The following is a 26,086-nucleotide window of genomic DNA, read 5'->3' as shown; positions in this document are numbered from 1 at the left end:
CGCACCAGCCCGCCCTAGTGAGCGGAGGCCTCCGTCGCGTCTTCCCGACGGGCCTCCGCGGCCGTCAGCAGCCGCGCGGCCATGCGCATGAAGTCGGCCTCGGTGATGATGCCCACCAGCCTGCGCTCGCGGTCCACCACGGGCAGACAGCCGAAGCGATGGTCCAGGAGCTTGTAGATGGCCTCTCGCACCGGCAGGTCCGGCCGCACCATCTCCACATCCCGTGACATGAGCCGGGTGACGGAGATGGGCTCGTGGCCGGCAGCCGCGAGCTGCCGCGACAGCGCGCGGAGCAGGTCGCGATGGCTCACCATCCCCACCAGCCGGCCGTCGCGCACCACGGGCAGGTGGCGGATGTGATGGAGCTTCAACAGGTCGTCCACTCGGACCAGGTCATCGGTCTCGTCCAGCGTGACGACATCCCGGGTCATCAGGTCGCCCACGGTGAGCATGACGTGTCCGCCTCCCCGTCGGTCCACGAGCTGCCGCACACCTCGCGTTTCTCGGGCCGACTATTCCCGAGGGTGCACCCTCGCCCCCGTTCGCGCAGCGACAGGGCGGACAGACGGGCAAGGGGCCGGCGCTGTCTCACCCTCGGGCCCGACGCTCGAAACCGGAAGTGTCAACCACGAGCGCCCGGCAGGTTGCTCACCTGGCGCTCCCGCGGCTTCCACACCGGCGACGGACATCACACCTCCGTCGCGTGGCGCCCAAGGCCTCCTGCTTGAATTCACATCCACCCTGGCGCGTCACCAGGACAGTGGAACAGCGGCAAGGCCGCCTCTGCTGGAGACACCCGCAATGGCTCTCATCCTTCTCGTCGACGATGACTCCACCCTGCTCGAGATCTACACCGAGGCCCTCCGGGGTGAGGGCTGGGAGGTGGCCTCGGCCCGCGACGGCGAGATGGCCCTCGCGCTGGCGCAGGCGCTGCCCCCGGACCTCATCCTCACCGACGTGTCGATGCCGGGGATGAACGGCCTGGAGCTGTGCCGGCACCTGCGCGCCGACGAGACGCTGTGCCACGTCCCGCGCATCGTCCACAGCAGCATGGAGCGGCTCGCGAGCCTCTCGGGCGACGTCTTCCTGAGGAAGTCCGGGGACCTCACCGAGCTGCTCGCCTGCATCACCCGGTGCCTGTCGCGGGGCTCGCTCGCGCCCACCATGCCGGCGGCGGCGGCGTGAGCGGCCACTCCACCTCGAACACCGCCTCGAGCCTCCTCGACGACAGGGAGGCTCGAGGACCTCAGTGCGCCGGGTGGCCCACCAGCCGCGCCAGCGCGAACATGAGCGCCAGGCCCACGAAGAGCGCCAACACGTTGCGTCCCGGCTGGTCCTTGCCGTGGCGGTGCACGTGCGGCAGCAGGTCCGACACGGCGATGTACAGGAACGTGCCCGCGGAGAACGCGAGCGCCTTGGGCGCCATGCTCTCGAAGCGCAGCACCGCGTCGAAGCCGAAGTAGATGAGCGCGCCCGCGGGCACCATCAGCCCGTACAGCGTGGAGAGCAGCAGGATGGAGCCCTTCGAGCGACCCTCCGTCTTCAGGATGGACGCGAGCGACAGCGCCGAGGGCACCTTGTGCGCGACAATCGCGATGAGCGCCATCAACCCCACGCCCTCCTCCACCGCCGAGCCCAGCGCGATTCCGTCGAACAGCGTGTGCGTGGACAGGCCGAGGAACGCGGTGAGCCCCAGCACCTGACCGGGCTCCGTGTGGCGGCCATGGCCGGACATGTGGTCGCCGGGCAGGTCCTCCCCCGCGTGCGCCACCAGGTAGCGCTCCAGCACCAACAAGAAGACGAAGCCCCCGGGCACCAGCGCGAAGGCCCACCAGCCTCCGCCCTCGTACGCCTCCGGGAGCATGTGGAAGAACGCCGCGCCCAACATCACGCCGGCGGCGAAGGCCAGGAAGCGGACCAACTGCGTCTGCTGCTGGTTCCACAGCACCACCAGCGCGCCCAACAGCGCGCCGATGACGACGATGAGTGAGTAGAGGGCCACCGTGGCCAGGACCGACATGGGGCGCGCACCCTACAACAAATCCGCCACGTCAGTAGTAGCGCCTCACCACCAACAGCCCGACCCGGCCCGGCTTCACGTCCACCGTGTGCTCCGACACCCTCCCGCCCCCCTCCACCCGCACCACGTGGCTCCCCGCCGACACCCGGAAGCGCGCCACCTGGAACTCCGCAGGCAGGGAAAGCCAGGAACGCAGGTCCGCCGCGTTGCCGGCGTTGAGGATGAGGAAGGCCAGCGCGCCCAGCTCCTCGCTCTTGGTCGCCGCGCCCACGCCCGCCGCCAGGCCCGCCTTCACGGCCACGCCGGCAATCTGCTTCGCCAGCATCCCGCCGATGCGCGTGTCCAGGTGCAGCCTCGCCACGTCCGCCATGGACGTCACCGTGACGGCGCGCACGTGCTGCTCGCCCAGCGTCACGCCCACCTGCGGCGCGCTGCCCCGGTCCCGGTAGACGGGCACCTCGATGAGGTTGCCGCCGTTGACGTCGCGCGACGCGGGCTGCTTCTCCGGGGAGAGCCCCGCCTCCACGACGACGACGATCTGGGCCTCGTCCCGCGCCAGCGGAGGGTGCTCGACGCCCGGGTACTTCGCCTTCAGCTCCTCGTAGAGCTGGTCGCGTCCGGTGTACTTCGCCAGTCGGAGCAGCGGCTCCGCGAGCTCGCCCAGCCGGGGCTCCAGCTCGTACGCCTTCGCATAGTCGATGTAGGCCGCGTCCCAGTCGCGCTGGTCCTCGCGGATGACGCCGCCCAGGTAGCGGGCGATGGCGAGCTGCTGGTAGGGCTTCTTCTCCTCGACGACCATCTTCTGGAGGCGCTCGTTGACCTGGCGCACCTCCACCATGGCCGCCTCGTCGTCGCCCAGCTCCGCGTAGTTGAGCGCCTGGATGACGGAGATCATCAGCTTCTCGAAGTCCTCGCCGCGGTAGGCGCGCTGGCGCTCGTTCGTCACCAGCGCTCCGGCCTCCTCGCTGACGGAGACGGCGTCGAGCTGCGCGCTGAGCTTCTCGGCCTGCTCCAGCACCGCGTTGCTCTCCGCCCACTTGCGGGCCGAGTGCAGCACCATCCCCTTGTCCAAGAGGATGAGCAGCGTGTCCTTCGCCGAGCCGTCCTTGGCCAGGGCCTCCAGTTCGGCCAGGGCGTCGTTGTAGCGCCCCGATTGATACGACTCACGGACGCCGCGCGTGCGGGACACGTAGTCCCCCGCGCAGCCGGACAACAGCAGCGCGCTCACCAGCGCGAGCGCGCCCCAACCACGGGGGCGCGCCGGAGGGTGGTGGAGAGGAATCATGAGCAGTCGAGCCTTCACCACGAGCCGGCGGCCACCGTCGACGGAGCTACCAGCTCACGCCGCGCTTCTCGAACTTCTTGCGGATCTGCTTCTCGTCCGTCCACTCGATGAGGCCGGTGCGCACGTTGCTGAGCTTCGCGGTCATCTTGTAGTACACGAGCTTGTCGCGGCCGACCTCCTGGATGATGGAGGCCAGGTCACCCGACATCAGGAAGTCCACGGACACCTGCTGCCCGGGGCCCTTCGCCGCGTTCGGGTTCACGTAGCCGGACTGCTGGTACTCGTACTCCTCCGCGATGTCCTGGCGCGCGGCCTGGTCCACCATGGCGAAGCGGCCCGTCTGCGCGAGCGCCGTCTGGATCTTGTCCCCCAGGGAGCGCATGTCGATGTGCTCGGAGGTGCTGTTCTTCAGCTTGCCCACGAGGACGATGGGCAGCGAGCCGTCCGGCCGGGGCGTGGAGAAGCGCGGCGAGGAGGCCAGCGACTCCGCCATCTTCTTGGCGATGAGCTGCAGGTCGTTCTCGTTGAACTGGTCCGACAGCATCTCGATTTCGTTCGGGTCCTCGTACGTGCCACGCGTGAAGGCACGCGGGCCACCACACGCGGCGAGCGAGGCGGCGAGGCAGGCGGTCAGAAGCAGGCGATGAATCTTCATGGTGCGGTGACTCCTAGTTCCATTCGCATTCGAAGCGGCTGCCTTCGAAGTTCCACTTGTAGGCGAGCACCGCGTCGCGACGGTAGCCGGCCGTCAGGCGACACTGGCTCATCAGCGAGGCGCGCGGATAGTCGAAGGTGTACGTCTGCGCCTTCGAGCGCTCCTGCGCGTTGAGCTGGGAGGGATGCGTGAGCGTGGGGCTGGCGCTGGCGGCCACCATCACCGAGTGCTTGCCGTACGTCTTCAGGGGCACGCGGCCGGCCAGCTGCACCCGGCGCACGGTGCGCGCCACCAGGATGTCGCTGCGGTCCACGTTCGTCTCGTGGCGGTTGCGGCGCTGCAGCAGCTCCGAGATGTTCGCCGTGAAGACGCGGGTGAGGTCCCCGTCCTCCACGAAGAAGTAGAGGAACGCCTCGCGCGCCACGCGGCTCTCCCCCGTGAAGTCCAGGGTGATGAGCAGCTCCAGCTCCCGGTTGGGCGTGATGCCGTGGCGCGACACCGCCGCCAGCACCTTCTTGTCCACGCCCGCCTTCTTCAGCTTGATGAGCCCGTCCGCGCTCGCGTCACACGCGCAGCGGCGCTCCTCAATCATCTTCACCAGGTCCGCCGGCTCGAAGCCCGCCTGGGACAGCTTGGTCAGCTCCTCGTCAGTCAGGGGCAGCTGGTCCGAGCGCTCGTAGATGCGTGGCAGGTTGTTCGGGTCCCACTGGATGATGTTGTAGGTCTGCACGTTCCCTTCGGGGAACGGCAGGGCGATTCGAGGGCTTCCATTCGCCGTGGACAGGCTGACGGGCGACTGGCTCGCCGCCAGCGCCAGGGTCGCCGCGAGGACTTGGGCAATCATGTCGGGACCTCCCCCTCTAGAAGCGATAACCCACGGCCATGCCCAACCGGTGCGTCACGCCGCCACCGCCGATGGGAATGTCCGGAGTGTAGAACAACCCGAGCGACACCCGGTCGCGCGAGCCCATGAGCACCTCCGCGCCCACCTGGGGCGAGATGCCGAAGTGCAGCTCCTCCTTGCTGCCCCGCCCGCTGCCGGACGCGTCGTCCACGTAGTCGGGCGTGTAGATGGCGCCCGCCTTCAGGCCCAGCGAGAACACCAGCGGCCAGCCCCAGCTGCGGAAGCGCGGGCCCACCATGACGTTGGTGCGGCCGCCGTCGAAGACGTAGGTGACGTTGGCGTCCAGCGCGAACCAGTCCGCGCCCCACCAGGACACCGTGGCGCCGACATAGAGCGGGGGGCCTTCGGGCGCATCCCGGGGAGGCTCCTCGGCGTTGACGGCCGCGCCCCACTCGAGCTGGAACGACACGCCCGTGCTGCTCGAACCCGAGTAGCCGCCCTTGCCATATTCGGATTCCTCGGGCCCATCCGTGCGGCCACGTTCCTGCGCGGCCGCGGTCAACGGCGCCGCCACGGCCAGCGACAGGAGGGCTCCGCACAACCTGGAATGACGCTTCATCTCGAAGACTCCCACATGCGGTAGGTGCGAAAATTCCACTGCGTCCGACGTCCGGCCCCCGCCAATATTCAAAACACCGCTCGGGCTGGCAAGCGCACCTTGGGCCCGGGCCGTTCTCTCAGGAAGCGCGAGGCCCCGGAGGGGTGGCGTCCTGGGGAGCGTCCGGCTGGGGGTCGACCTGCACGGGGGGCGCCTGCCGGGACTCGGTGCGGGTGAAGGGCAGCCACTGGGGGTGGGCCCTGAGGAAGATGACCAGCTTCTCGCGGACCAGGGCGCGCAGCTCGAAGAGCCGGTCCGGGTTGGCGGCGCTGACGAGCGCGCGGATGGTGAGCGTGCGGTCCTGGGCCTCGAGCACCACGACGGTCTGCACGCGGCCGTCCCAGAGGGCCTTGGCCTCGTGGTCGAGGATGCGCTTGAGCTCCCCGCGCAGCGCGTCCACGTCCGTGGAGTAGTCCACCTGGAGGGTGACGGCGCCGAGCAGCTCGGGGCTGACCTTGCTCCAGTTCTGGAAGGGCTTGTCCAGGAAGTAGGTGATGGGGATGACCATGCGGCGCTGGTCCCAGACGCGCAGCACCACGTACGTGAGGGTGATCTCCTCCACGGTGCCGAACTCGGTCTCCACCACCACCTGGTCGCCGATGCGCACCGGCTGGGTGATGGACAGCTGGATGCCCGCCAGCAGCGTGGCGATGGACTTCTGCGCGGCCAGACCAATCACGATGCCGGCGATACCGGCCGAGGCCAGCAGCGACACGCCGACGTTGCGCACCACCTCGAACTGCATCAGGAGCAGCGCGGCGGCCACCACGTATGTCGCCGCCTCGAAGACGGCGCGCAGCACGGCGAACTGGGTGCGCAGCGAGCGCGCCCGGGCGGGGTCGCGGCTCTCGGAATTGACCCGGTTCTGGATGAAGTCCGCGAACACCCGCAGGAAGCGCAGGATGAACCACGCCACCGCGACGATGATGAGCGAGTAGCTCACCCGGTTGAACACCGTCTGCGTGGGGCGAGGCAGGAGCAGGAAGGACGTGCCCACCGCCAGCAGCACCGCGAAGAACGGCAGCCGCAAGGGGCCCTTCCCCGCCGCCACCAGCTGGTCGTCCAGCTCGATCTGCGTCCAGCGCGCCAGCCTCAGGCCGAACGCCAGCGACACCTTCTCCAGGAGCAGCGACAGCCCCACCGAGGCGAGCAGCACCACCAGGAGGCCCAGCCACTGCCACGGCTCCAGGCCCAGCACCGTGCCGGAGAAGAAGAACGGCGGCAGCCACTCCGCCACGCGGGGGCCGTACGCCTCGAAGAGGGGGTCCACCAGCCGGACGGTGGACTCGCTGAAGACCCAGAGCAGCGCGCCGTCCTGCGTCACGCGCTGGAGCCGGACGCTCACGTTGGCCCCGTCCAGGGGGATGGTGCCCACCAGGTCGAAGCGCGGGTCGGCCGGGTCTCCCTCGGGGGCCTTGGAGAGCGCCGACAGGTCGATGGAGAGCTTGCGGTCCAGCACGAACTTGAGCCGGCGCGCCAGCTGGGCGCCGCGCTCGGGCTGCTGGGCCTTGGGGATGAAGTCCAGGTCCAGGTAGTGGGCCGCGGAGGCGTAGTCCCCCCGGTGCGCGGCGGACAGGAAGCCCTGCGCCGTGGCATGGGGCGTCTGGCGGTCCATCGCCGCGGAGGGTGGCGGCAGACCCGAGTTGAGCGCCTGGGAGGGCAGCGCCCCGAGGACGAGTCCCATCACGAGGAGGGCCATCCAGGCCCTTCCGTCTGTGTGCATCATGCGGCCCTCCTTACTCCTTTTCGGCCCCTTTGCCGGAAGAAGTCGGGGCCTGGCCCCCTGGCGGAGGGGCGCCGAGGGGGACGTCGGGGACACCACCCCTCTCACCCCGTGGGAAAGGCGTTGGTGCGCCGGCTGGGGGTAGGATAGAAACGGCGCCCAAGGAAGGTCGACGTGTCCGAGAAGCGAAGAATCCTCCTGATTGACGACAGCGAAATCACGCTCGCCATGGAGAAGGCCGTGCTGGAAGCGCGCGGCTACGAGGTCGTCGCCACCTCCACGCTGATGGAGTTCGAGAAGACGCTCCAGGCCTGGCGCCCGGACCTCATCCTCACGGACATCCACATGCCCGAGGCCAAGGGCACCGACATCTGTCGCACCCTGAAGAACGAGTACGGCACCCAGGACATCCCCATCGTCCTGTTCTCCAGCCTCCCGGACGTGGAGCTGTCCAAGCTGGCCGAGCAGGTGGGCGCCGACGGCTTCCTCTCCAAGGAGAACGGGCTGGAGGCCATGGGCGAGAAGATCGACGAGCTGGTGCAGAGCATCCTCTGGTGATTCGCATGCCGCGCCCCGTCCTGGTCGCCGCCCTCTGGGGCCTGGTGCTGGTGCTCGGAGGCTGCAGGCGCACGGACCCCGCTCCCCGCCCGCCCGAGACACCCGAGGCGGGCGCGTCCCCCACGGCCGCGGCCTCCTCGCCGGGCGCCATCCTCTTCGTCTCCGCGGACACGCAGGGCTACCTGGGCCCGTGTGGCTGCAGTGAGAACATGCGCGGTGGCATCGCCCGCGCGGCCTTCCAGGTGAGCGAGGCCCGCCGGGGCGCGCTGCCCGTGCACTATGTGGACGGCGGCAACAGTCTCTTCGGGGAGAAGACGCTCAAGCCCGGGCAGGTGCCGCAGGAGGAGCTGAAGGCGAAGGCGCTCGCGGACGCCATGCGGATGATGGGGCTGTCGGTGCGCGCCACCGGCCCGCTGGACGACACGCGCGGCGCGGCCTTCCGTCAGGGATTGGGGCTGCCCGAGGTGGCGGACGGCGCGGTGAAGCTCCTGCCCGCGGGTCCTCGCAAGGTGGGCGTGGTGGCGGCGGACTCGCCGGAGCAGTTGGTGGCGGCGAGCGCGAAGGCCCGCTCGGACGGCGCGGACTTCGTGCTGGGGTTGTTGGATGCGCCGTTGGAGGAGGCGCAGAAGGCGGCGGAGCTGCCGGGGCTCGCGGTGGATGTGCTGGTGGCCACCCGCTCCGCGTCCGAGCTGAGCGGCGAGCAGAACCGGCTGGTGAAGGCCACGGTCCCCGTGGTCGCGCCGCAGAGCAAGGGCCGCTCGCTGGTGCGCGTGGACCTGAGCTACGCGAAGGCGCCCGGGAGCTTCTCGCTCCAGAAGGGACAGGCCGACCTGGAGCGCGAGGTGGCCGCGCTGGAGCAGCGCACGGCGCTGTTGGACAAGGAGATCAACCTCCCGGGCATCGACCCGAAGCTCAAGGCGCTCAAGCAGGGCAAGCGCGACGAGCTGGTGGCGCGCAAGCAGGCGCTGGTGTCGGCGCCGCCCGCCGCGTCGCCCGACGTCAATGGCTTCACGGTGCGCTTCGTGCCGCTGGAGTCGGGGCTGCCGTCGCTGCCGGACGCGCAGGCGCTGGTGGCGCGCTACGACTCGGAGGTGGGCAAGCTGAACCTCGCGTGGGCGAAGGAGCACGGCCAGGACTGCCCCGCTCCCGCGAAGGGACAGGCGGGCTTCGTGGGCAACGAGCCGTGTCGCTCGTGCCACGAGGAGAGCTTCCCCGTCTGGGAGAAGTCCAAGCACCACCACGCGTGGGAGACGCTGGAGGAGGTGGGCAAGCAGCACCACCTCAACTGCGTGGGCTGTCACGTGACGGGCTGGGAGCAGCCGGACGGCGTGTGTCGGTTGGACAAGGTGGCGGGGCGCGAGGACGTGGGCTGCGAGAGCTGCCATGGCCCTGGCTCCGTGCACGCGGAGGAGCCGAGCGCGGACAACATCATCGCGTCACCGGGTGAAGCGCTGTGCGTCACCTGCCACAACCCGGAGAACTCGCCGCACTTCGACTTCGCGACGTACCTGCCGCGAATCCTGGGACCGGGTCACGGGAAGCCCCTGGACGCCGCGTCACCCGACAAGCCGGCGGACGAGCGGAAACCCGCGAAGCCGTAAACCCGCAGCGTTTGCCTGGCAGGCCGCACCCACGGTGGGTGCTTCATTCGGCCATACCGGGCGACTCGTTGTTTGACTGTCAAGAAAAAGGGCGAATACTTGGGGCTTCGCCTGCTTCTGGGCGCACTCTTCTTGCGACCGCATGCTGCCCTTCTGCCTCCTCGTGCTGAACCTGGCCTCGCTCCCCGCCTCGCAGGGAGTGCCGCCACCCATGCCGCCGCCTCCCGCCGGCATGCGCGTGCTCGCCGCGAGCGAGACGCCGGCGCCCGCCGCGGCTGAACCGAAGCCCGCGCCCGCGACGGCCACCACCATCGCTCCCACCGCGCAGGCGAGCATGCCAGACAGCGGCACGGCCACGCGCCCCACCGGGCTGGCGACCGAGCCGTCGCGCGCAGGCACGGCCGATTCAGCGAAGGGCGCAAAGGTCGAGGGCGCATCGCCGTCGAGCGGCTCGCCTTCCGCGACGACGGTGGCAAAGGGCACGAAGGTTGAGAGTATCTCGCCCTCTACGGGCTCGTCTTCCGCGACGGCGGCGACGGGCACGAAGGCCGAGGGTGTCTCGCCCTCCACGGGCTCGCCTTCCGCGACGGCGGCGACGGGCACGAAAGCCGAGGTCGCCTCGCCTTCTACAGGTTCGACCTCGGCGACGACCGTGGCGAAGGGCACGAAGGTCGAGGGCGCATCGAACGCTGTCGCGCCTCCCGCCGCGGGCACCGCCGACGCGGCGAAGGACGTGAAGGCCGAGGGCACCTCGGGCACGGACATGGCGAGCAAGCAGGAGCCGGTGGCTCCCGCGACCGACGCAGCGCCGGGGGATGACGAGGCCGACGAAGCGCGCGCCCTCGCAGGCGCTCCTGACGACGCGGACGAGGAGCCCGAGGCCACTCGCGAGGTCGTCGAGTCCGAGTCCGCGGAGCTGGAGGAGATGCGCGCGCTGGAGAGCGTGACGCTGGACCCCACCGCGAAGCCGAGCGCCGAGGTGATGCAGTCGCTGCGACGCCTGGGCCTCGCCAACCCGCTGCGCATGCGCATGCTGGACGCGCTCGAGGAGCCCACCTTCCGCGAGGACGACTCTCCCGAGCAGCTCCCGCTCATCACCAACCTGGCCACGTTCGACGTCCGCAGCATCCAGGACCGCTACGACATCCCGGTGGAGATGCAGCCCCTGGTCGCGCAGTACATCCAGTTCTTCCAGGGGCCCGGGCGCCGCTGGTTCCGCAAGTGGATGTCCCGCTCCGCGCGCTACCTGCCGGTGATGCAGCCCATCCTCGAGAAGCACGGGATGCCGCTGGACACCGTGTACCTGGCGATGATCGAGAGCGGCTTCTCCGCGCACGCCTACTCGTGGGCGCACGCCTCCGGGCCGTGGCAGTTCATCTCCAGCACGGGCAAGCAATACGGCCTCAAGCAGGACTTCTGGGTGGACGAGCGCAGGGACCCCCTCAAGGCGACCCACGCCGCGGCCACCTATCTCAAGGACCTCTACCGGGAGCTGGGCCACTGGTATCTGGCATGGGCCGGCTACAACACGGGCTCCGGTCGCGTGCGGCGCATGATTGACCGCCACGGCACGCGCGACTTCTGGGCGCTCTCCGAGGAGAAGGGCCTGGCGAAGGAGACCAAGCACTACGTGCCCAAGCTCATCGCCGCCGCGCTCGTCGCGAAGAACCCGTCCGCGTTCGGCTTCTCCGACGAGGAGTTCGACTACGAGCAGCCGCTGGAGTTCGACGAGGTGGAGCTCACCGACGCCACGGACCTGGACGTGGTGGCCCGCGCGGCGGGCGTGAACATCCAGGACGTGCAGGACCTGAACCCGGAGCTCAAGCGGTGGTGCACGCCCCCCGCGAGCACGAAGCACCCCTACAAGCTGCGGCTGCCCAAGGGCGCGGGCCCCCAGTTCGTCGAGGGGTTCAAGCGCATCTCCCCCGCGGAGCGGCTGACCTTCCGCGTGCACAAGGTGAAGCGCGGCGACACGCTGTCGCAAATCGCGGAGCGCTACGGCACGGCCTCCGAGGCCATCCTCCAGATGAACCGGCTCAAGAGCGCGCGCACGCTCAAGCTCGGCGCGGACCTGGTCATCCCCATCCCCGCGAGCAAGGCCGCAGGGGCCACGGGCGGTGCCATCGCGAGCAAGGTGGCCCAGGCCCGCCGCAGCGGCGTCGTGGCCCACCGCCCCGAGGACGAGGTGCCCGCCGGCACGCCCAAGGGTCCCGTGGCCGCGGGCCCGGTGAAGACGGAGACGCTCAACGGCCGCACGCGCGTGACGTACGGCGTGCAGTCCGGCGACAGCCTCTGGGTCATCGCGACCAAGTTCAACGTGTCGGTGGATGACTTGAAGAAGTGGAACAACCTGCGCCGGCGCAACCCGACGCTGCAGGTGGGCTCGCTCGTGTACGTGTGGCCCCAGGGCACGGCGCAGGTGCAGGAGCGCGCGGGCACCGTCGTGGTGGCCAGGCAGGTCGCGTCGAACGCGGGCAAGCCCGTGAGCGGCGGCAAGGTGCACGCGCTGGCCGAGGGCGAGACGCTCTGGTCCGTCGCGCAGCGCTACGGCGTCAGCGTCCAGGACATCATGCGGTGGAACAACATCAAGGACCACCGCACCATCCCCACGGGCAAGGTCCTCTCGCTGAGCGCGCCGTGAGCGCCTTCTCGACAGGGGCCTTCCGGACATGATGACGCCGGGCGAGTGAATTGCATCGGGTGGGCGCATGACTTCGCCCATTTCGCGGAACGGCGCGCTCACCCACCCCTTCCCGCCCGACACCGACCCGCTCCTCGCTCCGAGCAGCCTCGGGACACACCTTTCCCGGGCCTCCGGCAACATCGTGGAGCCAGCGCCACGGCAGGTCTCCAGCATCCCGGTAACGAGACGGCCCTCCCACGGAATCGGGACGTCTCAAATCGAAGACACCGCCGTGCGGGCCGGCGTCACGCGCGTCGACCTCACCGGGTCCACTTCACGCCAGGGCCTCCCTCCGGACCCAGTCACCCGCGCCACCCCGTGGTTCGGCGACCGCACGCGCGTGTCGGACGTCGGCGAGCTGGATGCCAACTCGCGAACAGTCGCTTCCGTCGAACCGAGGCCCACGCTCTCCGCGAGCCTGGCGGATGAGATCGCCCGCGTGGCCCCCGAGGCGACCCCTGCGATGCCGATGGCCTCCAGCATCGCAAGCGCGAAGGGCCACGTGCCACCAGAGCCGAGGCCCGTGCTCCCCCTGTCTGCGCGTCAGGATGATGCGAAAGCGCGCGCCTCGCGCGAGCTGCCCCCCGTGATGCCGATGGCCTCCAGCTTCGCAAGCGCGAAGGGCCTCGTGCCGCCCGAGCCGAGTCTCACAATCGCGCTGTCCGCGAGCCGGGGGGATGCGCAAGCTCGCGCGTCGCTGAATCTGGAGCCCACGCTCGCGCTGCCCGCGAGCCTGGCGGATGCGCAAGCCCGCGCGTCACTCGTATCCAAGGCTGGCCTCGGCGCCGTGAAGCCGGCCACCTCGTCGCGGGTTTCCCAACACGACACCACCCCGCTCGCAGGCTCGGTGAACGGCTGGGGCCTCTCCACATGGACACCCTCGCCTTCCCCGCTCGGCAACGCGCGCTTCGCCAACGTCGTACAGCTGTCGCCCGTGGCCTCCGGACAGGAGGTGCTCGGCCCGGGCTCACGCGGTGAGGGCATCCGCGCGGTGCAGGGCGCGCTGCTCGAGATGGGCTTCGCGCTGCACGGCGGCGCGGACGGACAGTTCGGTCCCCAGACGGTCCGCGCGCTGCGCAACTTCCAGGTGCACGCCAGCCGCACGCTTCCGGGCGTCAAGGTGACGGGCGCGCTGGACGCGGCCACGCTCAAGGCGCTCGACTCGCTGGCACCCGCGCCCGGTGCCCGTGGACAGTCGCGCGGGATTCCTCCCGCCGTCTACGAAGGCCAGCCCGTGCGCGTCATCGTCGCGCTGCGCGAGCACCGCACCTTCCTCTACGACGCGGAAGGGCGGCTGGTGGACATCTTCCCCAACGCCTCGGGCACCCAGGCCACGCCCACGCGCGTGGGCCTCAAGGTCGTCCGCTCACGTCTGGACCAGGCCGCCGCCGAGGCCGCCGGGGCTCGCCTCTGGAACGACAAGCACGTCTTCGGCACGCGCATCCTCGACCTGTCGTGGGCGGACGGACGCCACTCCGCCGAGGAGCTGCATGGCACCAACGCCCCCGCCCTGCTCGGCATGGACGTGTCCCATGGCTGCATCCGTCACTCGAACGAGGCCATCATCGTGCTCCACGACGCGCTGTCCGCGGGGGACCGCGTGGCCATCGTGGAGCACGTGAACGACCCGCACCTGGGCGCCGTCGCCCCGGTGCCGGTCTCCTGACCGACGAGCCGCTACCCCTCCTCGAGCAGCGCCTTGAGCTCCCGCACCCGACGGGTGATGAGGTCGCGGTCCACCGTGCGGTAGACCTCCGGGAGCAGCTCGCGGCTGGTGCACTCCTGCACCGCCACCAGGTTCTGCAGCTCGATTTCCAGCGGGTAGCTGGGCGGCACGAAGTCCGCGAGCACCGCGACCAGGTCCTCCTTGGACACGGCCTCGCGCCCCTCGGCCAGCGCGCGGAACTTCGAGCGCACCATGACGGCCTCGATGTCCGCGCCGCTGAAGGCGCGCACGCCCTCCGGAATCAGCTTGGAGTAGGACTCGATGCCCTCCACGGACACGCCCGTCTTCTTGGACATGGCCTGGAACAGCTCGTCGCGCTCCGCGTCCGTCTGCGGATAGAAGAGCGCCAGGTGCTCCTCGGCGCGCCCCTGCCGCTTCAGGTCGATGGGCAGCAGGTCCGGCCGCGCCGTCATCAGGAACCAGACGATTTTTCCGCGGTACTGCGTGTTGCCCATGAAGGAGGCAATCGAGCCGAACACGCGGCTGCTCGTCCCCGAGTCCCCGCCCGAGTCGCGGTTGCCCAGGAACGTGTCCGCCTCGTCGATCATCACCGCCACCGGCCACAGGGCCTTGAGCAGGTTGAAGATCTTCTCCAGGTTGGCCTCAGTGACGCCCTGCCACTGGCTGCGGAAGTTCAGGAACTTCACCACCGGGATGCCAATCTCCCCGGCGAAGCAGCTCACCATGAACGTCTTGCCCGTGCCCACGGGGCCCGACAAGAGGTAGCCCATGGGCATGACCTCCAGGCGCCCCTTCTTCAGCGCGGAGGCCGCCTGCCGCAGCATCTGCTTCGCCTTGGCGTGACCCGCCACCGCGTCCAGGGTGTGCGCCGGCTCGATGAACTCCAACAGGCCGTGGCACTCCGCCTGGATGATCTCCTTCTTCTTCTCCTTGAGGAGCTCCGCGGTGATGCGCACCTCGCGCTCCAGCGCCTCGGTGAGCACCCGGTCCAGGTTGATGCGCGACAGACCTGCCGTCATCTTCGCCAGGCCCGCGAGCGGCACGTCGGACAGCGACTGCAGCCGCTTGCCCTCCAGCTTGTAGCGCACGTACTCGAGCCGCTCCTCCTCGGTGGGCAGCGGCAATTCAATCGGCGCGACGTACGGGTTGCGGGAGATGCGCGGCGCGATGTCCGCCAGGTTCTCCGCCAGCAGCACCACGGACACGTCACCCGCGAGGAACTGCGGGTCGTGCGCCCACTTGTCCAGCGTGGCCAGCACGAAGCGGTCCTCGGAGGACAGGTGCGAAATCTCGCCGCCCGGCACCAGCGTCTCCGCGAAGTCGATGATGAGCGCCAGCGAGCGCCCCTCGCTCAGCCGCATCCGCAGGAAGTTCTCCAGAATCTGGAGCGCCCGGCCCGGGTCTCTCGGCATGACCTTGGCGTAGTCGGTGCCGTACATCGCGTCGTACCCGGACATCGTCCGCGCCAGGTCCTTCTGCGTCTCCGGCGTGGCCGAGCGGATGCCCGACGAGCGATCATAGAAGAGCACGTGGTCCCGCCCGCCGAAGAGCTCCTCGGAGAGGAACGTCTTGAGCGTGCCGAAGCCCAGCGAGTCGTCCTCCATCTTGAGCGGCTGCAGGTCCCTCACCGCTCCGTAGAGCAGGAAGGTGCTCACCGTCTTCGTGTAGTACTTGCGCGCAAGCTGCTGCGCCCAGCGGGGGAGGTCCGCCAGCGGATCTTCCTTGTGGACCTTGCGTACCTTGCTCACGGACACACGCCTCCTGTCACTCCCCACGGGAAGGGAGTCGACACACCCGCTTCCCACGAAGGGAAGCGGGGCTCGATTTCATGGAATCTAACGGCAGCGCGGCTGGCGCTTGAGCGAAACCGTCGTCGTGGCGATGGATTCTCCGGCCTGGGGCGCCGGGACCTCCACCTCCGCGTCGTTGTGGCAGCGCAGCTTCAGGGTGAGCTGGCGCTCGTTCGGCGACACCTGCACCGTGGTGGGCGTCGCCCCCAGCTCCCGGCTGCCCGCGAAGATGACCGCGCCTGCCGGCTTGGAGTCGATGCGCACCGACAGCTTGGACACCACCGGCTCCAGCTTCACCGCCACCTCGGTCGGCCCCTCACCGGACGCCGACACGCGCTTGGACGCGGACTTGTGCTGGGGGGCGCTCACCTCCACCACCCACGGGTCCGCGCCCACCGGAACGCCCTTGATGAACGCATCCGTCTGGCCCTGCTCGCGCACCACCTTGCCGTCCACCTTCACCTGGGCGTCGGCCGGCTGGGTGACGAGCACCAGCGACGCGGTGCGCACCAGGCTCTCCAGCACCACCTCCACCGGGATGACTTCCTTGCCGCTCTTGACCTCGAGCGTGCGGACGAAGGTCTTGTAGCCCTCCGCGCTGACCGTCACCATCACCTGGCCGGCCGTCACCTCGCGCAGCACCGACGTCCCCGGGCCCTCCACCGCGATGGGCTGGGTGTCCAGCAGCACCTGCACGCGGCCGCGCACCTCCGACGGAACGCGCTGCAGGTCCAGCATCACGTAGCCCTGTCCCGGACGGGACAGCGCCCAGCCAAGTCCACCGAGCACCACCAGGGCCACGAGGCTGCACACGGCGTACAGCACCCGCTTGTCCAGGCCCCGTCGGCCGAGCGCGGGCACCGCCGTCGTCGAGCGCTCCTCCTCCTCTTCCTCCTCGTGCGCCACCGGGCGCGCGGGCGGCTTGGCCACCGGAGCGCCCGCGCCGAGCATGGGAGGCGGCGAGGGAGGACGCGAGCCTCCCTGGAGCCCCTCCGTCAGCGCCTGGCGGGAGATCCCCTGCGACACGTCGGGCGGGAGCGCCGAGCGCGAGATGCCCTGCGACACGTCGGGAGGCGCCTCGCGCACGATGCGCGGCAGCGACTCTCCCCCACCCCGGCTGCCGCGGGGCGCCGACGCGGCGACCTCCGGCGGCACCAGCGTGGGCACCGTCGTCGAGGGACGGACCACCGGCGGTCCGGACGGCGACAACACCGGCATGGACGCCTGCGACAGGCGCGGAGGCTGCGGCTGGGCCTGGGGCGGCGCCACCGGCAGGACGGCCGTCTTGCCCGTGGTGGGCTCCTCCTCGTCCTCCTCCTGGGCGCGCGTCTCCAGCGGGGTGACGGTGCGGCCCACGTTGGCGCCGGGCTGCGTGGTGGGCTCCGGGCTGTCCTCGAAGACGTGGTCGCTGGAGACGAGCTGCGTGGCCTGGACCTCGTCCTCCTTCGGCGCGGGCGCGGCGGTGGCCGCCGTCAGCTTGGGCAGCGCGGCCAGCGTGGGCGAGCGGCGCACGCCCCCGGGCGACACGGCGCCCATGGTCGCGGTGGACCGGGGCTGCGGGGCCACCGGCTGCACCACGGGCACGGCCACGGGCGGGGGCGCCACGACGGGCTGTGGCGCGGCGGCCTGGGAGGGCATGCTGCTGAAGCCGGCCGCGTCCAGCGCCGCGAGCATGCCCTCGGGAGGACGGATGTCGGCGTAGTCGGACAGGCGCTGCTTCTCGCGCTCCACTTCCTCCGCGAAGGTGGACTTCATGTACTGCATGAGGTCCTTGCGGCCGAAGATGGTCTCGCTGGTGATGAGGAAGCGCTGCAGGTCGTCGCCCAGCTCGCTGGCGTACTGGTAGCGCTCGTCCACGTCCTTGGCGAGCGCGCGCATCACAATCTTCTCGAGCGTCTCCGGGATGCGCCGGTTGTACGTGGACGGCGCGGGGACCTCCGCCTTACGCACCTTCTCCAGCACGCTGAAGTCGCTGTCGCCCACGAAGAGGCGCTCGCCCGTGAGCATCTCGTAGAGGCACACGCCGATGGCGAACACGTCCGAGCGGCGGTCCAACGGCAGGCCGCGGATCTGCTCCGGGCTCATGTAGCCGAACTTGCCCTTGAGGATGCCGGCCTGCGTCTTGGTCGCCTTGCCCGCGGCCTTGGCGATGCCGAAGTCGATGACCTTGACCTCGCCCTCGAAGGACAACAAGACGTTCTGCGGCGAGATGTCGCGGTGGACGATGTTCATGTCCCGCCCCATCCCGTCCTTCTTCCGGTGGGCGTAGTCCAGGCCCTCGCACATCTTGGAGATGCAGAACGCCACCAGCGGCACCGGCGCCGGCTCCCCCTTCTTCCGACAGCGGTCGAAGATGGCCCGCATGTCCTTGCCGGGGATGTACTCCATCGAGATGAAGTAGCTGCTGGCGATCTGCCCCAGTTCGTAGATCTGCGCGATGTTGGCGTGGCTCAGCTGGACGCTGATCTTCGCCTCATCGATGAACATCGAGATGAACTCTTCGTCCTCCGCGATGTTCGGCAGGATGCGCTTGATGGCCACGAGCCGCTCGAAGCCGCTCGCGCCGAACTGCTTGCCACGCCACACCTCCGCCATGCCGCCAATGTTGATGCGGTCCAGAAGGAGGTACTTCCCAAATGGAATGGGCTGCCGCTTCGGTTGAGAGGTCGTCACGTGGGGGAGGGTCCGTTCAACGCGAGCCTAGCGATCGCCCGTCCGCAGGGTCAACCACACGGCACCTCCCACGCGCCCTCCAGGCGAGCAGGCAACAGGCGCGTAGCGGCGCGTTTTTCTCAAGGTTGGAGACTGGAGGTGCTCCCCGCGTCCGCGGCGACATCCGTGGAGGGGGCCTGGGCGTCGCGGAAGGCGGTGCCCGGCTCGGGGGCCTCCTCGCCCAGGGCGGGCTGCACGAGCAGGAAGCGTGTCTGGCCCCCGACGGAGAGCACCTCGGGGGGACCGAAGCGCGTCTCCGCGGCCAGGCCCACCAGCGTCACCCACGCGCCCTTGCGCTCGGGGGCCACGCAGTACAGGAGCGTGCCAGGGCGCACCCCTGGGGCTTCTCGTACCGGGCCCTCGCAGTCCTTTCGGACCTGGAGGGTGTACCCGGGGAGCTGCTCCCCCCGCACCAGGTAGGGCGGGCGGCCGAGCTGCTCCAGGAAGGTCTGGAGCACGCGGGGGTCCTCCACGACGGCGTCCTGGGTGGACTGCTCCTGGGCCAGCTTCTGGAAGCGCTGCAGGGCCATGGAGGCCGCGTCCGTGGGCTCGATGGGGATGCGGCTCTCGGCGAGCATCAGGTCGAAGAAGAGCGCGCCCACCAGGAGGATGGGCAGCAGGCGGTAGCCCTTGAAGTCGTCGGCCCTGCCCCGCGCGAGCCCGCCGAAGAGGGCCACGCCCACGGCGAGGGCCGCCAGCCCGAGCACCACCGCAGGCCTTACCGGCGAGGGCAGCTCGATGAGGGCGGACACGTCCGCGCTCCGGGCCCGCACGGCGTCGGCGAGGTCTCCTCCGTAGATCCAACCGAGTGCGGCCAGGCTGAGCAGGTTGCCCAACAGCGTCTTACGGGAGGGAAGCGTCATCCTGCGAGCGTCCGTGCGGGGTCGGTGGCGGCGGCGCGGCGGCTGGGGAAGTAGGCCCCCGCCAACGCGGCCAGGAGTCCCAGTACCACACCCCCGAGCACCACGGGCCAGGGGAAGGAGAAGAAGCTGTCCGGCTTGTACGGGAAGTTGGGCAGGTAGCTGGCGGCGAGCCGGTTGACGGCGAGGGACGCGGCGAGCGCCACCCCGGTGCCGATGGCGCCCCCGGCCAGCCCCACCACGGCGGCCTCGGCCAGCACGATGGCCCGGATGTCCGAGCGCGACGCGCCCACCGCCTGCATCACGCCAATCTCCTTGGCGCGAGCGCGCACCGAGGCCGACAGCGCGTGGGCGATGTTCACCGCCGCCAGGAAGCAGATGAGGATGGACAGGAGCGCCAGCGCGGACGTGGTGAGCGCCACCGCGGCGCCGGTGTTCTCCGCCATGCGCCGCTCCTGGTCATCGATTTCCAGCCCCATCCCCTTCACCGCGTCCACCAGCGCGGGCACGTGGGACGGGTCCTTGGCCACCAGCGTCACGCCCGAGTAGCTGTCCGCGTCCACGCCCGCCGCGCGGTTGAGGCGCACCGCCGTCTCCAGCGGGATGGTGATGCCGGCGAACATGGCGCGGTCGGACGCGCCCACCACCTGCGTCTGCGCGGACGTGGTGGGGCCGGTGGCGGACTGGGACACGTAGGAGCGGTTGAACTCCACCGGGAAGCCGAAGCCGACAATCATGTTCGCGGACAGCTGCGGCAGCTTGCGCGCGGGGGCGAAGGTCTTGTTGTACAGCTCCAACAGGCGCGTGGACACGAGCGCGGGGATGGGCTGGCCCTCGCCGGGGTCCTTGAACTCGCCCATCTGCACGTCGCCCTTCACGAGCGCCGGCTCCACGCCCATGGCCAGCACCTCCATGCCCATGCGCAGCTTCGTGCCGAAGAAGACGCCGTCGTAGCGCGTCACCGCGGGCACGCGCACGTTCATCTTCCGGTACGCGGACTCCACGCCGGGCAGCGCGGTGAGCCGCTCCACCGCCTCCCGGTCCAGCTTGCCGCCGCCGAGCAGCGAGCCCAGCGACACCGACGAGGGCACCACGTCCACCAGCCGCGCGTCGGTGGGGAAGATCTTCTCGCGGATGACCGCGCCCACGCCCAGGCCCAGGCCGATGAAGAACACGAGCGTGCCCACGCCCATGGCCACGCCGAAGGCGGAGAAGAACGCGCCCCGGCGCTCGCGCGCGAGGCTCAGCCGGACCAGTCGCGACAGCGCATCCAACCTCACGGGACACCTCCCGAGGCCACCTGGGACGTGGCGCGCTCCTCCACGAGCTTGCCCTCCTTGAGCCGCAGCACGCGCCGGGCGGCCGCGCTCATCCGGTCCTCGTGGGTGACGGCCAGCACGGTGAGCCCCTCTTTGTGCAGCTCGCGGAACAACTGGATGACGCCGTCACCGGTGGCCGCGTCCAGGTTGCCCGTGGGCTCGTCGCACAACAGCAGCTTCGGGCCGCCGTAGAGCGCCCGGGCGATGGCCACGCGCTGACGCTCGCCGCCGGACAGGCGCACCGGCGCGCGGTCCTTCTTCGCGCCCAGGCCCACGCGCTCCAGCAGCGCCTCCGCGCGCTTGACGGCCTCGGGCGTGCGCGGGCCGAAGTACGAGGGGAGCAGCACGTTCTCCAGCGCGGAGAGGTTGGGGATGAGGTGGAAGGACTGGAAGACGAAGCCCACGTGCGTGTTGCGGAAGCGCGCGAGCGCGGCGTCCTTCAATCCGCTGAGCGTCACGCCGCCCACCTTCACCTCGCCCCGGTAGTCGATGTCCAGGCCCCCCAACAGGTGCAGCAGCGTGGACTTGCCGCTGCCGGACGGGCCCACCACCGCGACGAAGTCCCCGTCGTCCACGTCGAGGGACATCCCGTCGAGCACCCGCACCCGGGTGCCATCGCCATCGAGGTATTCCTTGGTGACGTCTCGGGCTTGAATCACGGAGTGGCCGGCTGGGTCGTGGTGGAGGACGGAGCCGTCGGCGTGAGGCGCAGGGACAATTCGGCCTGGAGCGCGCGCTCCTTGCGCGACACGGCCAGCGTCACCGCGCGCAAATCGTCGGTGGCCTCCAGCCAGCGCACGGTGGTGGCCTTGATGGCGAAGCCGCCGATGCCCCACGCCTCCGAGGGAAGGTTCTTCACCGAGTCCGACAGGCGCCGCAAGTCGAGCACCGCGCTGAAGGCGGCGTCCTTGCCCACGTCCTTCAGGTCCGCGGCCACCTGGCCCTCCGCGGCCTTCTGGGTGAGCGCGGCGAGCGAGGCCTCCAGCTGCGACTGGGGCGAGGCCACCAGGAGCTTGCCGTTGGGCGCGAGCGCGAAGTGGGCGCCCTCCCCCGCTCGGTAGGACGTGAGGTAGACGCGCTGGCCCTTGAGGTCCGCGGCCTCCACCTTGGCGCCGAAGTCGGTGGCGAGCTGGGGCAGCCTCTCCAGCAGGCCCTTCGTGCGCTCCGGGTTCTCCAGGTCCGACAGGGCGACGAGGTTCACGAAGCGGAACGGGTTGGTGCGGCGCAGGTCCAGCGCGGGCATGCCCGAGCCCAGCTGCACCTTGGGCGACAGGGAGATGCCCAGCACCGTGCCCGGCTTGAAGTTGTCGAGCACCTCCGCCTTCACGTCGAGCCCGCTCTTCTGCACCGCGCGCGTCAGGTAGTCGCCGACGAGGTAGGGCCACACGCCGTCCAGGTGCGACGGGTCTCCCTGGAAGCGCGCGACGAGGAAGCTGTCCTGGGGCAAAAAGCCGCGCAGGTCCACGGCGTCCTTCACCGGGTCCAGCGCCGCGAGCGACGGCTTGGTGTCGGGCCACGGCGCGTCGGCGTGCAGGGTGAGGGCGCGCTCCTCGACGAGGCCGGTGAGCGTGAGGCCCTGCACCGTGCCGGCGGGCACCAGCAGGCCCGCGCCGCCGGGGAGGTACACGTGGAAGTCGCGATTGGAGGGCAGCCGCGCGAGGGACGCGGTGAGGACGGCCTCCTTCGTGAGCGACTTGTCCTCGGGCTGCGTGGCCAGGGGCCGCAGCGACGCGACGGACGGGCCCACGCCCAGGAGGGCGAACTGGCCGCCGTCGATGAAGAAGAGTCCCAGCGCGGCGGTGGCGGAACCGGGGCGGCTGAAGGTGACGAGCTTGCCGCCCGCGCCGCCTTCCTCCTTCCGCTCGGAGGCGCCCAGGCGGGTGCGCGCGAAGCCGGCGAAGGTCTCCTCGAGCTTCTGCGCGTCCTTGACGCCGACGACGGAGACGGCGCGGCTCTCACCGAGGAACGCGGCGCCGGCGCCCTTCTCCGGGGCGAGCCCGGCGGCCTCCAGGGCCTGGCGGCTGCGCAGGTCCACACCCATCTGGCGCATCACCGCGTTCACGTAGCCCTCCGCGGAGGAGAAGCTCTGCATCTGCGCGGCGAAGGAGGCGACCTTCAGGTGCTGGAAGCGCGCGAGCTTCTCTCCGAGCGCGCCGAGGTCGTGGATGACGACGGACGCCTGCGCGTCGCGTGGCAGGTAGCGCGCCGGGCCGGAGGCACTCGGGGCGACGGGGCCCTGGTCCTTGCCACAGCGCGAGCAGCCCGCGACGGCGAGCAGGAGGAGGAGGGTCGGAAACCAGGCTCGGCGGAACATGACGGCAGGACAGGACGGCTGGGCCGGAGAGTCAATGGAATCCTGTGCGGGGCGGACGTCCGGCTCCCGGCCGAGGAGGCCGTATGACGGCCAGCCAACGTCCCACGTCTGGCCGCCCCCTGTCCCGCGAGGTCCCGGTCGCCTGCCCCTCTCAGGGCGACGGGTAGCTCAGCTCCGCGATGAGGTAGCCCGGCTTGCGCTTGAAGCCGAACGGCAGGATGTGAAGCGGCTTCACCTGGATGCCCGCCGCGTCGAAGTCCACCGGGTGGACGTCGATGTAGAAGCGAGGGCGCATCTTCGTCACGTACGGCGTGGTGGTGGAGCCGCCGAGCAGGTAGCGCGCCGAGTCATCATTCGCGAGGCCATCCAGGTTCATCACGTGCTCGGGCAGCAACATCCCGAGTGAGCCGCAGCTGTAGCAGGCCACCCGCTCTCCAGGCTGGAGCGGGACGTTCTGCTTCAGCCACAGCCCCGCGCGAATCATCGTGTGCGGCCAGGACTGCGACACCGGGTCGAAGGACGTGAAGGGCTGGAGCCGCGACAGCTTGCCGTACTCCCGGGGCACCCGCGCGATGAACACGGACAGGGCCCCCGCCACCATCACCACGCCGAGGGCGAGCGTCGCGGGCCTTCCTGGAAGGGCCTTCTCGCGCCAGGACTCACGCGCGTCTTCCAGCATCGACAGCCCTCGGACACACGCGACGCCGAGCGCCACGGCGAAGAGCACCGGTGCATCGAAGACATACCAGACATAGTACGTGAGCTCGCCGGGCCGACGCGTCGCGATGAGCGAGCCCTGCGCCACGTAGGCGAAGAGCAGGCCCACCAGGAGCGCGGCCACCAGTCCAATGACCGCCGATGAGCCCCGAAGCTCCCGACGGGTCCGCCAGAGGCCCGCGATGACCAGCGCCACGAGCGTCGCCACGGCGAGGGTCATCCAGAGAGCGCCCTGGTTCGAACCGAACACCACCCGGCCCACATCTTGCTGAGGCAGGTAGAGCCGCCCCGGCATCCCCATCGCGAAGGTCAATGCGCTCTGCAAGTAGCCCCAGCCCTCCGTGGACACCACGTCCCAGGTGATGGGCAGGGAGCTGGACGCGAGGGCCTTCACTCGCGCCGAGGTGGGCAGCGGGTGACCGAACGCGAGGGTGGCATAGCCAAACCACAGCATGAGCGGGACCGTGAACGCGCCCATCAGCGCCCAGGGGCGCCGCCAGCGCAGCAGTGCCCCGAGCCCCACCAGCCCCACGATAACCAGCGACGTGGGCAACATCCGGCACAGCAGCAGCGCGGAGAGCCCCAGCCCCACCACCCAGGACATCCGGCGGCGCTCCTCGGGGGTCCGCGCATCCGTCGTGGCCGCGAGGAGCAATCCCACGAAGAACAGGGCCGTCAGGGCGTTCTCCTTGCACGTCATCGCGCTGAGCAGCACGGTGCCGCGCGTGAAATAGAAGAGCCCCGCCACGCCCGCCAGCGCGAGTTGCAGGGCCCTCAGCCATGGAGCCTTCGCGTCGGCGACTCGCATCACCAGCAACACGATGAGGAAGCTGGTGAGCACGTGCAGCCACACGCCCAGCGCCATCGCGCCACGGAAGAAGGACTCGAAGTCATCGTGGAAGAAGGCGAGCCCGGCCAGAAGCAGCTCGTACATCGGCTGGAAGCCATAGCTCGGCGAGTGCCCATCGAAGGTGAAGAAGAGCTTCGTCTTGAAGTGATACGCGGGCAGCAGGTAGTAGAAGCTGTCGTCCTGGATGGATGCCGCCAGCTCCAGGAAATCGCTATCCCTGACGCGCGCGAGGATTCGCGGCAACGCCAGGGCCATGACGAGCGCGACACTCCCCAAGGTGATGAGCACCCCGGGCTCGACGCCTCGGCGCACACGCGAGTCCTCCAGCGTGACGCCCAAACGAACGCCATCCATGTCAGTCCATTTCGCCGGCCCCGTACTCTTCAGCGCTCAATCCTGCCACAGAACAGACACCACCCCATCATTCCAAGACGCAATTCTTCACTTCACGCCCTGGGACGAACCGCGCATCCCCGCGGACGGGGACCCAATTCATTGCCAGACCCCATTCACTCGCGAACGGCCACATCCACCCTCAATGACAGGTCAATCTCTCCCATCTTGGAGAGGGCCTGGCCCTGACGCCCCTGAGGAAGGCGCGGTTTGGGGCTCCTTCACGTCAGCCCGCACGGGCCCGCTCGGGACAGATTGACGCGAGCAGGCACCTGCTCGCGGTCGAGGCTCCTCGACGGACCCCAGGGCACGGGGATTGAACAGGCGAGCGCACTCCTCTCCCAGGAGCGTCCCGCCCATGACCCTCATCGAGCTGTTGGTGATCCTCGGCATCCTCGCCGGCGCCGGAATCGGCGCCGTGCAGGGCTGGGCCCTTCATCCCCTGCTCGGCCTCGTCGGGCTCGCGCTGGGAGGCTGGCTGGGCGCCTACGTGTTGCCCCTTCTCGGCTTCGTGTTCGTCGCCGTCTTCACGTTCCTGGAGGAGGCCCCACGGTGGCTCCTCACACGAACCCGGGCACTGCGGTCATCGCGCCGGCGCACCGGGCCCGACCAGGACTGAGGCCAGGCCCCTGGACGCCCGGGCTCAGCGCACCCGCGAGCCATGCGGCAGCGGGCCGCGCGTCTCCTCGGTGAACTCCAGGAACTGCTCCATCTGCCGCACGGACTCCTCGGTGGCCTCGGCCTCCGCGCTCAGCATGGTGAGCTGGCGGTTGACCACCTCCGGGTCCCGGATGGCGATGGACTGCTCGTGCGTCAGCCGCATCATGTCCTCGATGCCGGCCAGCTGGTGGCTCACCACCTCGCGGCTCTCGCTCGCCTGCTCGAAGCGCGCCAGCCGCTTGCGCAGGATGTCCACCCGGTTCTGCTTCACGTCCTTCAACCGGGGGTTCGTCTCGCGCGCCACGTCCTCCTCCAGCTCGCGCACGTCCTTCTCCAGGTTTCCCCGATCGGAGCTGTTCAGGTACGAGCGGTACTGGTTCAGCGTGGAGATGAGCCGCAGGAACGACGTCAGGAGCGCATCCAGCCGGGGCTCGCTGTCGGACTCCAGCACCTTGCCGCCCGGCAGCTTGCGGTAGTTGGCGAGGATCTTCTCCTTGAGCCCGACCAGCTGCTGGTAGTGCTCACGCTGCGACGGCGCCAGGTCCGCCAGCAGCGAGTCCACCGCCTTGCGCGCCGCCTCCGGGTCCGAGGGCTCCCGCGAGCGGATGGCCCGCTGGAAGCGCGGCATCGACGAGAAGAGCGCCAGGTAGAGCCCCTCCAACCCCAGCGCGATGAGCGCGGGCAACGGCTCGCCCGTCACCGCCGCGGACGCCGCCGCCGTGCCCAACCCCATCAGGTTGGCGGGCATCATGAATGC

The 26,086-nt window shown here is 70.0% G+C and carries 22 protein-coding genes; 6 read left to right on the top strand and 16 right to left on the bottom strand.

Features of this window, described 5'->3' with window-relative positions; genetic code table 11:
- Positions 1–14: 14 nt before the first annotated feature.
- Complete coding sequence (locus tag K8625_RS03250; protein ID WP_141329280.1) at positions 15–452, bottom strand: CBS domain-containing protein; 438 nt, start codon at positions 450–452, stop codon at positions 15–17.
- Positions 453–801: 349 nt separating this feature from the next.
- On the opposite strand from K8625_RS03250, the gene K8625_RS03245 reads away from it, so the two are divergent.
- Positions 802–1,185, top strand: coding sequence for a PleD family two-component system response regulator (locus K8625_RS03245; protein ID WP_223748208.1), 384 nt, complete (start codon positions 802–804; stop codon positions 1,183–1,185).
- A gap of 61 nt (positions 1,186–1,246) precedes the next feature.
- On the opposite strand, the gene K8625_RS03240 is transcribed toward K8625_RS03245, so the two are convergent.
- From K8625_RS03240 to K8625_RS03215, 6 genes are all read right to left on the bottom strand, one after another.
- Positions 1,247–2,020 (bottom strand): ZIP family metal transporter, encoded by a 774-nt coding sequence (locus K8625_RS03240; RefSeq protein WP_223748207.1) that lies wholly within the window; start codon positions 2,018–2,020, stop codon positions 1,247–1,249.
- Positions 2,021–2,051: 31 nt separating this feature from the next.
- On the bottom strand, positions 2,052–3,305 hold the full coding sequence (locus K8625_RS03235) for a COG3014 family protein (protein ID WP_223748206.1): 1,254 nt from the start codon (positions 3,303–3,305) through the stop codon (positions 2,052–2,054).
- 46 nt (positions 3,306–3,351) lie between these two features.
- A complete protein-coding gene (gene lpoB, locus K8625_RS03230) occupies positions 3,352–3,960 on the bottom strand; it encodes a penicillin-binding protein activator LpoB (RefSeq protein WP_223748205.1) in 609 nt (202 codons plus the stop codon).
- Positions 3,961–3,973: 13 nt separating this feature from the next.
- Positions 3,974–4,804, bottom strand: coding sequence for a hypothetical protein (locus K8625_RS03225; RefSeq protein ID WP_141332376.1), 831 nt, complete (start codon positions 4,802–4,804; stop codon positions 3,974–3,976).
- 16 nt (positions 4,805–4,820) lie between these two features.
- Positions 4,821–5,423, bottom strand: a complete 603-nt coding sequence (locus tag K8625_RS03220) for a hypothetical protein (RefSeq protein ID WP_223781794.1) — start codon at positions 5,421–5,423, stop codon at positions 4,821–4,823.
- Between the two features lie 118 nt (positions 5,424–5,541).
- A complete protein-coding gene (locus tag K8625_RS03215; protein ID WP_223781793.1) occupies positions 5,542–7,188 on the bottom strand; it encodes a mechanosensitive ion channel family protein in 1,647 nt (548 codons plus the stop codon).
- A 171-nt stretch (positions 7,189–7,359) separates the two neighbouring features.
- Between K8625_RS03215 and K8625_RS03210 the strand changes: the two genes are divergently transcribed.
- Together K8625_RS03210 and K8625_RS03205 are read left to right on the top strand one after the other, a co-directional pair.
- Positions 7,360–7,743, top strand: a complete 384-nt coding sequence (locus tag K8625_RS03210; RefSeq protein WP_141332373.1) for a PleD family two-component system response regulator — start codon at positions 7,360–7,362, stop codon at positions 7,741–7,743.
- A 5-nt stretch (positions 7,744–7,748) separates the two neighbouring features.
- Positions 7,749–9,344 (top strand): multiheme c-type cytochrome, encoded by a 1,596-nt coding sequence (locus tag K8625_RS03205; protein WP_223781792.1) that lies wholly within the window; start codon positions 7,749–7,751, stop codon positions 9,342–9,344.
- On the opposite strand, the gene K8625_RS03200 is transcribed toward K8625_RS03205, so the two are convergent.
- A complete protein-coding gene (locus tag K8625_RS03200) occupies positions 9,300–10,010 on the bottom strand; it encodes a hypothetical protein (RefSeq protein WP_223748201.1) in 711 nt (236 codons plus the stop codon). The two genes, K8625_RS03205 and K8625_RS03200, sit on opposite strands and share 45 nt — an antisense overlap.
- 97 nt (positions 10,011–10,107) lie before the next feature.
- Here K8625_RS03200 and K8625_RS03195 point away from each other — a divergent pair, with 97 nt between their 5' ends.
- Both K8625_RS03195 and K8625_RS03190 read left to right on the top strand, forming a co-directional pair.
- The gene (locus tag K8625_RS03195; protein ID WP_255653228.1) at positions 10,108–11,985 is read left to right on the top strand and encodes a LysM peptidoglycan-binding domain-containing protein; all 1,878 of its coding nucleotides are present in this window, start codon (positions 10,108–10,110) and stop codon (positions 11,983–11,985) included.
- 565 nt (positions 11,986–12,550) lie between these two features.
- Positions 12,551–13,693: a L,D-transpeptidase family protein gene (locus K8625_RS03190; RefSeq protein ID WP_223781791.1), complete on the top strand. Its 1,143-nt coding sequence runs from the start codon at positions 12,551–12,553 to the stop codon at positions 13,691–13,693.
- 11 nt (positions 13,694–13,704) lie between these two features.
- On the opposite strand, the gene K8625_RS03185 is transcribed toward K8625_RS03190, so the two are convergent.
- The 7 genes from K8625_RS03185 to K8625_RS03155 form a co-directional block, all read right to left on the bottom strand.
- Entirely contained in the window at positions 13,705–15,462 is a 1,758-nt protein-coding gene (locus K8625_RS03185) for an ATP-binding protein (RefSeq protein WP_223781790.1), read from the bottom strand.
- 87 nt (positions 15,463–15,549) lie between these two features.
- Positions 15,550–18,177, bottom strand: a complete 2,628-nt coding sequence (locus tag K8625_RS03180) for a serine/threonine-protein kinase (protein ID WP_223781789.1) — start codon at positions 18,175–18,177, stop codon at positions 15,550–15,552.
- Positions 18,178–18,296: 119 nt separating this feature from the next.
- A complete protein-coding gene (locus K8625_RS03175; protein ID WP_223748196.1) occupies positions 18,297–19,079 on the bottom strand; it encodes a hypothetical protein in 783 nt (260 codons plus the stop codon).
- Entirely contained in the window at positions 19,076–20,356 is a 1,281-nt protein-coding gene (locus tag K8625_RS03170; protein ID WP_223748195.1) for an ABC transporter permease, read from the bottom strand. Before K8625_RS03170 ends, K8625_RS03175 begins: the two co-directional genes overlap by 4 nt.
- Complete coding sequence (locus K8625_RS03165; protein ID WP_223748194.1) at positions 20,353–21,054, bottom strand: ABC transporter ATP-binding protein; 702 nt, start codon at positions 21,052–21,054, stop codon at positions 20,353–20,355. The genes K8625_RS03170 and K8625_RS03165 overlap by 4 nt, the downstream gene beginning before the upstream one ends.
- Positions 21,051–22,709 (bottom strand): hypothetical protein, encoded by a 1,659-nt coding sequence (locus K8625_RS03160; RefSeq protein ID WP_223781788.1) that lies wholly within the window; start codon positions 22,707–22,709, stop codon positions 21,051–21,053. Before K8625_RS03160 ends, K8625_RS03165 begins: the two co-directional genes overlap by 4 nt.
- Positions 22,710–22,860: 151 nt before the next feature.
- Positions 22,861–24,630 (bottom strand): hypothetical protein, encoded by a 1,770-nt coding sequence (locus K8625_RS03155; protein WP_223781787.1) that lies wholly within the window; start codon positions 24,628–24,630, stop codon positions 22,861–22,863.
- A gap of 397 nt (positions 24,631–25,027) precedes the next feature.
- Between K8625_RS03155 and K8625_RS03150 the strand changes: the two genes are divergently transcribed.
- Positions 25,028–25,288 carry a type II secretion system protein gene (locus K8625_RS03150; RefSeq protein ID WP_223781786.1) on the top strand — a complete coding sequence of 87 codons (261 nt, stop codon included), beginning with the start codon at positions 25,028–25,030 and terminating at the stop codon, positions 25,286–25,288.
- A 24-nt stretch (positions 25,289–25,312) separates the two neighbouring features.
- Here K8625_RS03150 and K8625_RS03145 read toward each other — a convergent pair whose 3' ends face one another.
- On the bottom strand, positions 25,313–26,080 hold the full coding sequence (locus tag K8625_RS03145) for a hypothetical protein (protein WP_223748291.1): 768 nt from the start codon (positions 26,078–26,080) through the stop codon (positions 25,313–25,315).
- Positions 26,081–26,086: the final 6 nt, after the last annotated feature.

The organism is Myxococcus sp. AS-1-15 (genome assembly GCF_020037055.1).
Taxonomy (GTDB): Bacteria; Myxococcota; Myxococcia; order Myxococcales; family Myxococcaceae; genus Myxococcus; species Myxococcus fulvus.
Note: the sequence above shows the minus strand (reverse complement) of the source record. Positions and strands in the feature narration are given on the sequence as shown.

What these genes read in the sequence shown, in the direction of transcription:
- K8625_RS03250 (WP_141329280.1), bottom strand. Translation starts at nt 452, where the DNA reads ATGCTCACCGTGGGCGACCTGATGACCCGGGATGTCGTCACGCTGGAC.
- K8625_RS03245 (WP_223748208.1), top strand. Translation starts at nt 802, where the DNA reads ATGGCTCTCATCCTTCTCGTCGACGATGACTCCACCCTGCTCGAGATC.
- K8625_RS03240 (WP_223748207.1), bottom strand. Translation starts at nt 2,020, where the DNA reads ATGTCGGTCCTGGCCACGGTGGCCCTCTACTCACTCATCGTCGTCATC.
- K8625_RS03235 (WP_223748206.1), bottom strand. Translation starts at nt 3,305, where the DNA reads ATGATTCCTCTCCACCACCCTCCGGCGCGCCCCCGTGGTTGGGGCGCG.
- lpoB (WP_223748205.1), bottom strand. Translation starts at nt 3,960, where the DNA reads ATGAAGATTCATCGCCTGCTTCTGACCGCCTGCCTCGCCGCCTCGCTC.
- K8625_RS03225 (WP_141332376.1), bottom strand. Translation starts at nt 4,804, where the DNA reads ATGATTGCCCAAGTCCTCGCGGCGACCCTGGCGCTGGCGGCGAGCCAG.
- K8625_RS03220 (WP_223781794.1), bottom strand. Translation starts at nt 5,423, where the DNA reads ATGAAGCGTCATTCCAGGTTGTGCGGAGCCCTCCTGTCGCTGGCCGTG.
- K8625_RS03215 (WP_223781793.1), bottom strand. Translation starts at nt 7,188, where the DNA reads ATGATGCACACAGACGGAAGGGCCTGGATGGCCCTCCTCGTGATGGGA.
- K8625_RS03205 (WP_223781792.1), top strand. Translation starts at nt 7,749, where the DNA reads ATGCCGCGCCCCGTCCTGGTCGCCGCCCTCTGGGGCCTGGTGCTGGTG.
- K8625_RS03195 (WP_255653228.1), top strand. Translation starts at nt 10,108, where the DNA reads ATGGCGAGCAAGCAGGAGCCGGTGGCTCCCGCGACCGACGCAGCGCCG.
- K8625_RS03175 (WP_223748196.1), bottom strand. Translation starts at nt 19,079, where the DNA reads ATGACGCTTCCCTCCCGTAAGACGCTGTTGGGCAACCTGCTCAGCCTG.
- K8625_RS03160 (WP_223781788.1), bottom strand. Translation starts at nt 22,709, where the DNA reads ATGTTCCGCCGAGCCTGGTTTCCGACCCTCCTCCTCCTGCTCGCCGTC.
- K8625_RS03155 (WP_223781787.1), bottom strand. Translation starts at nt 24,630, where the DNA reads ATGGATGGCGTTCGTTTGGGCGTCACGCTGGAGGACTCGCGTGTGCGC.
- K8625_RS03150 (WP_223781786.1), top strand. Translation starts at nt 25,028, where the DNA reads ATGACCCTCATCGAGCTGTTGGTGATCCTCGGCATCCTCGCCGGCGCC.
- K8625_RS03145 (WP_223748291.1), bottom strand. Translation starts at nt 26,080, where the DNA reads ATGATGCCCGCCAACCTGATGGGGTTGGGCACGGCGGCGGCGTCCGCG.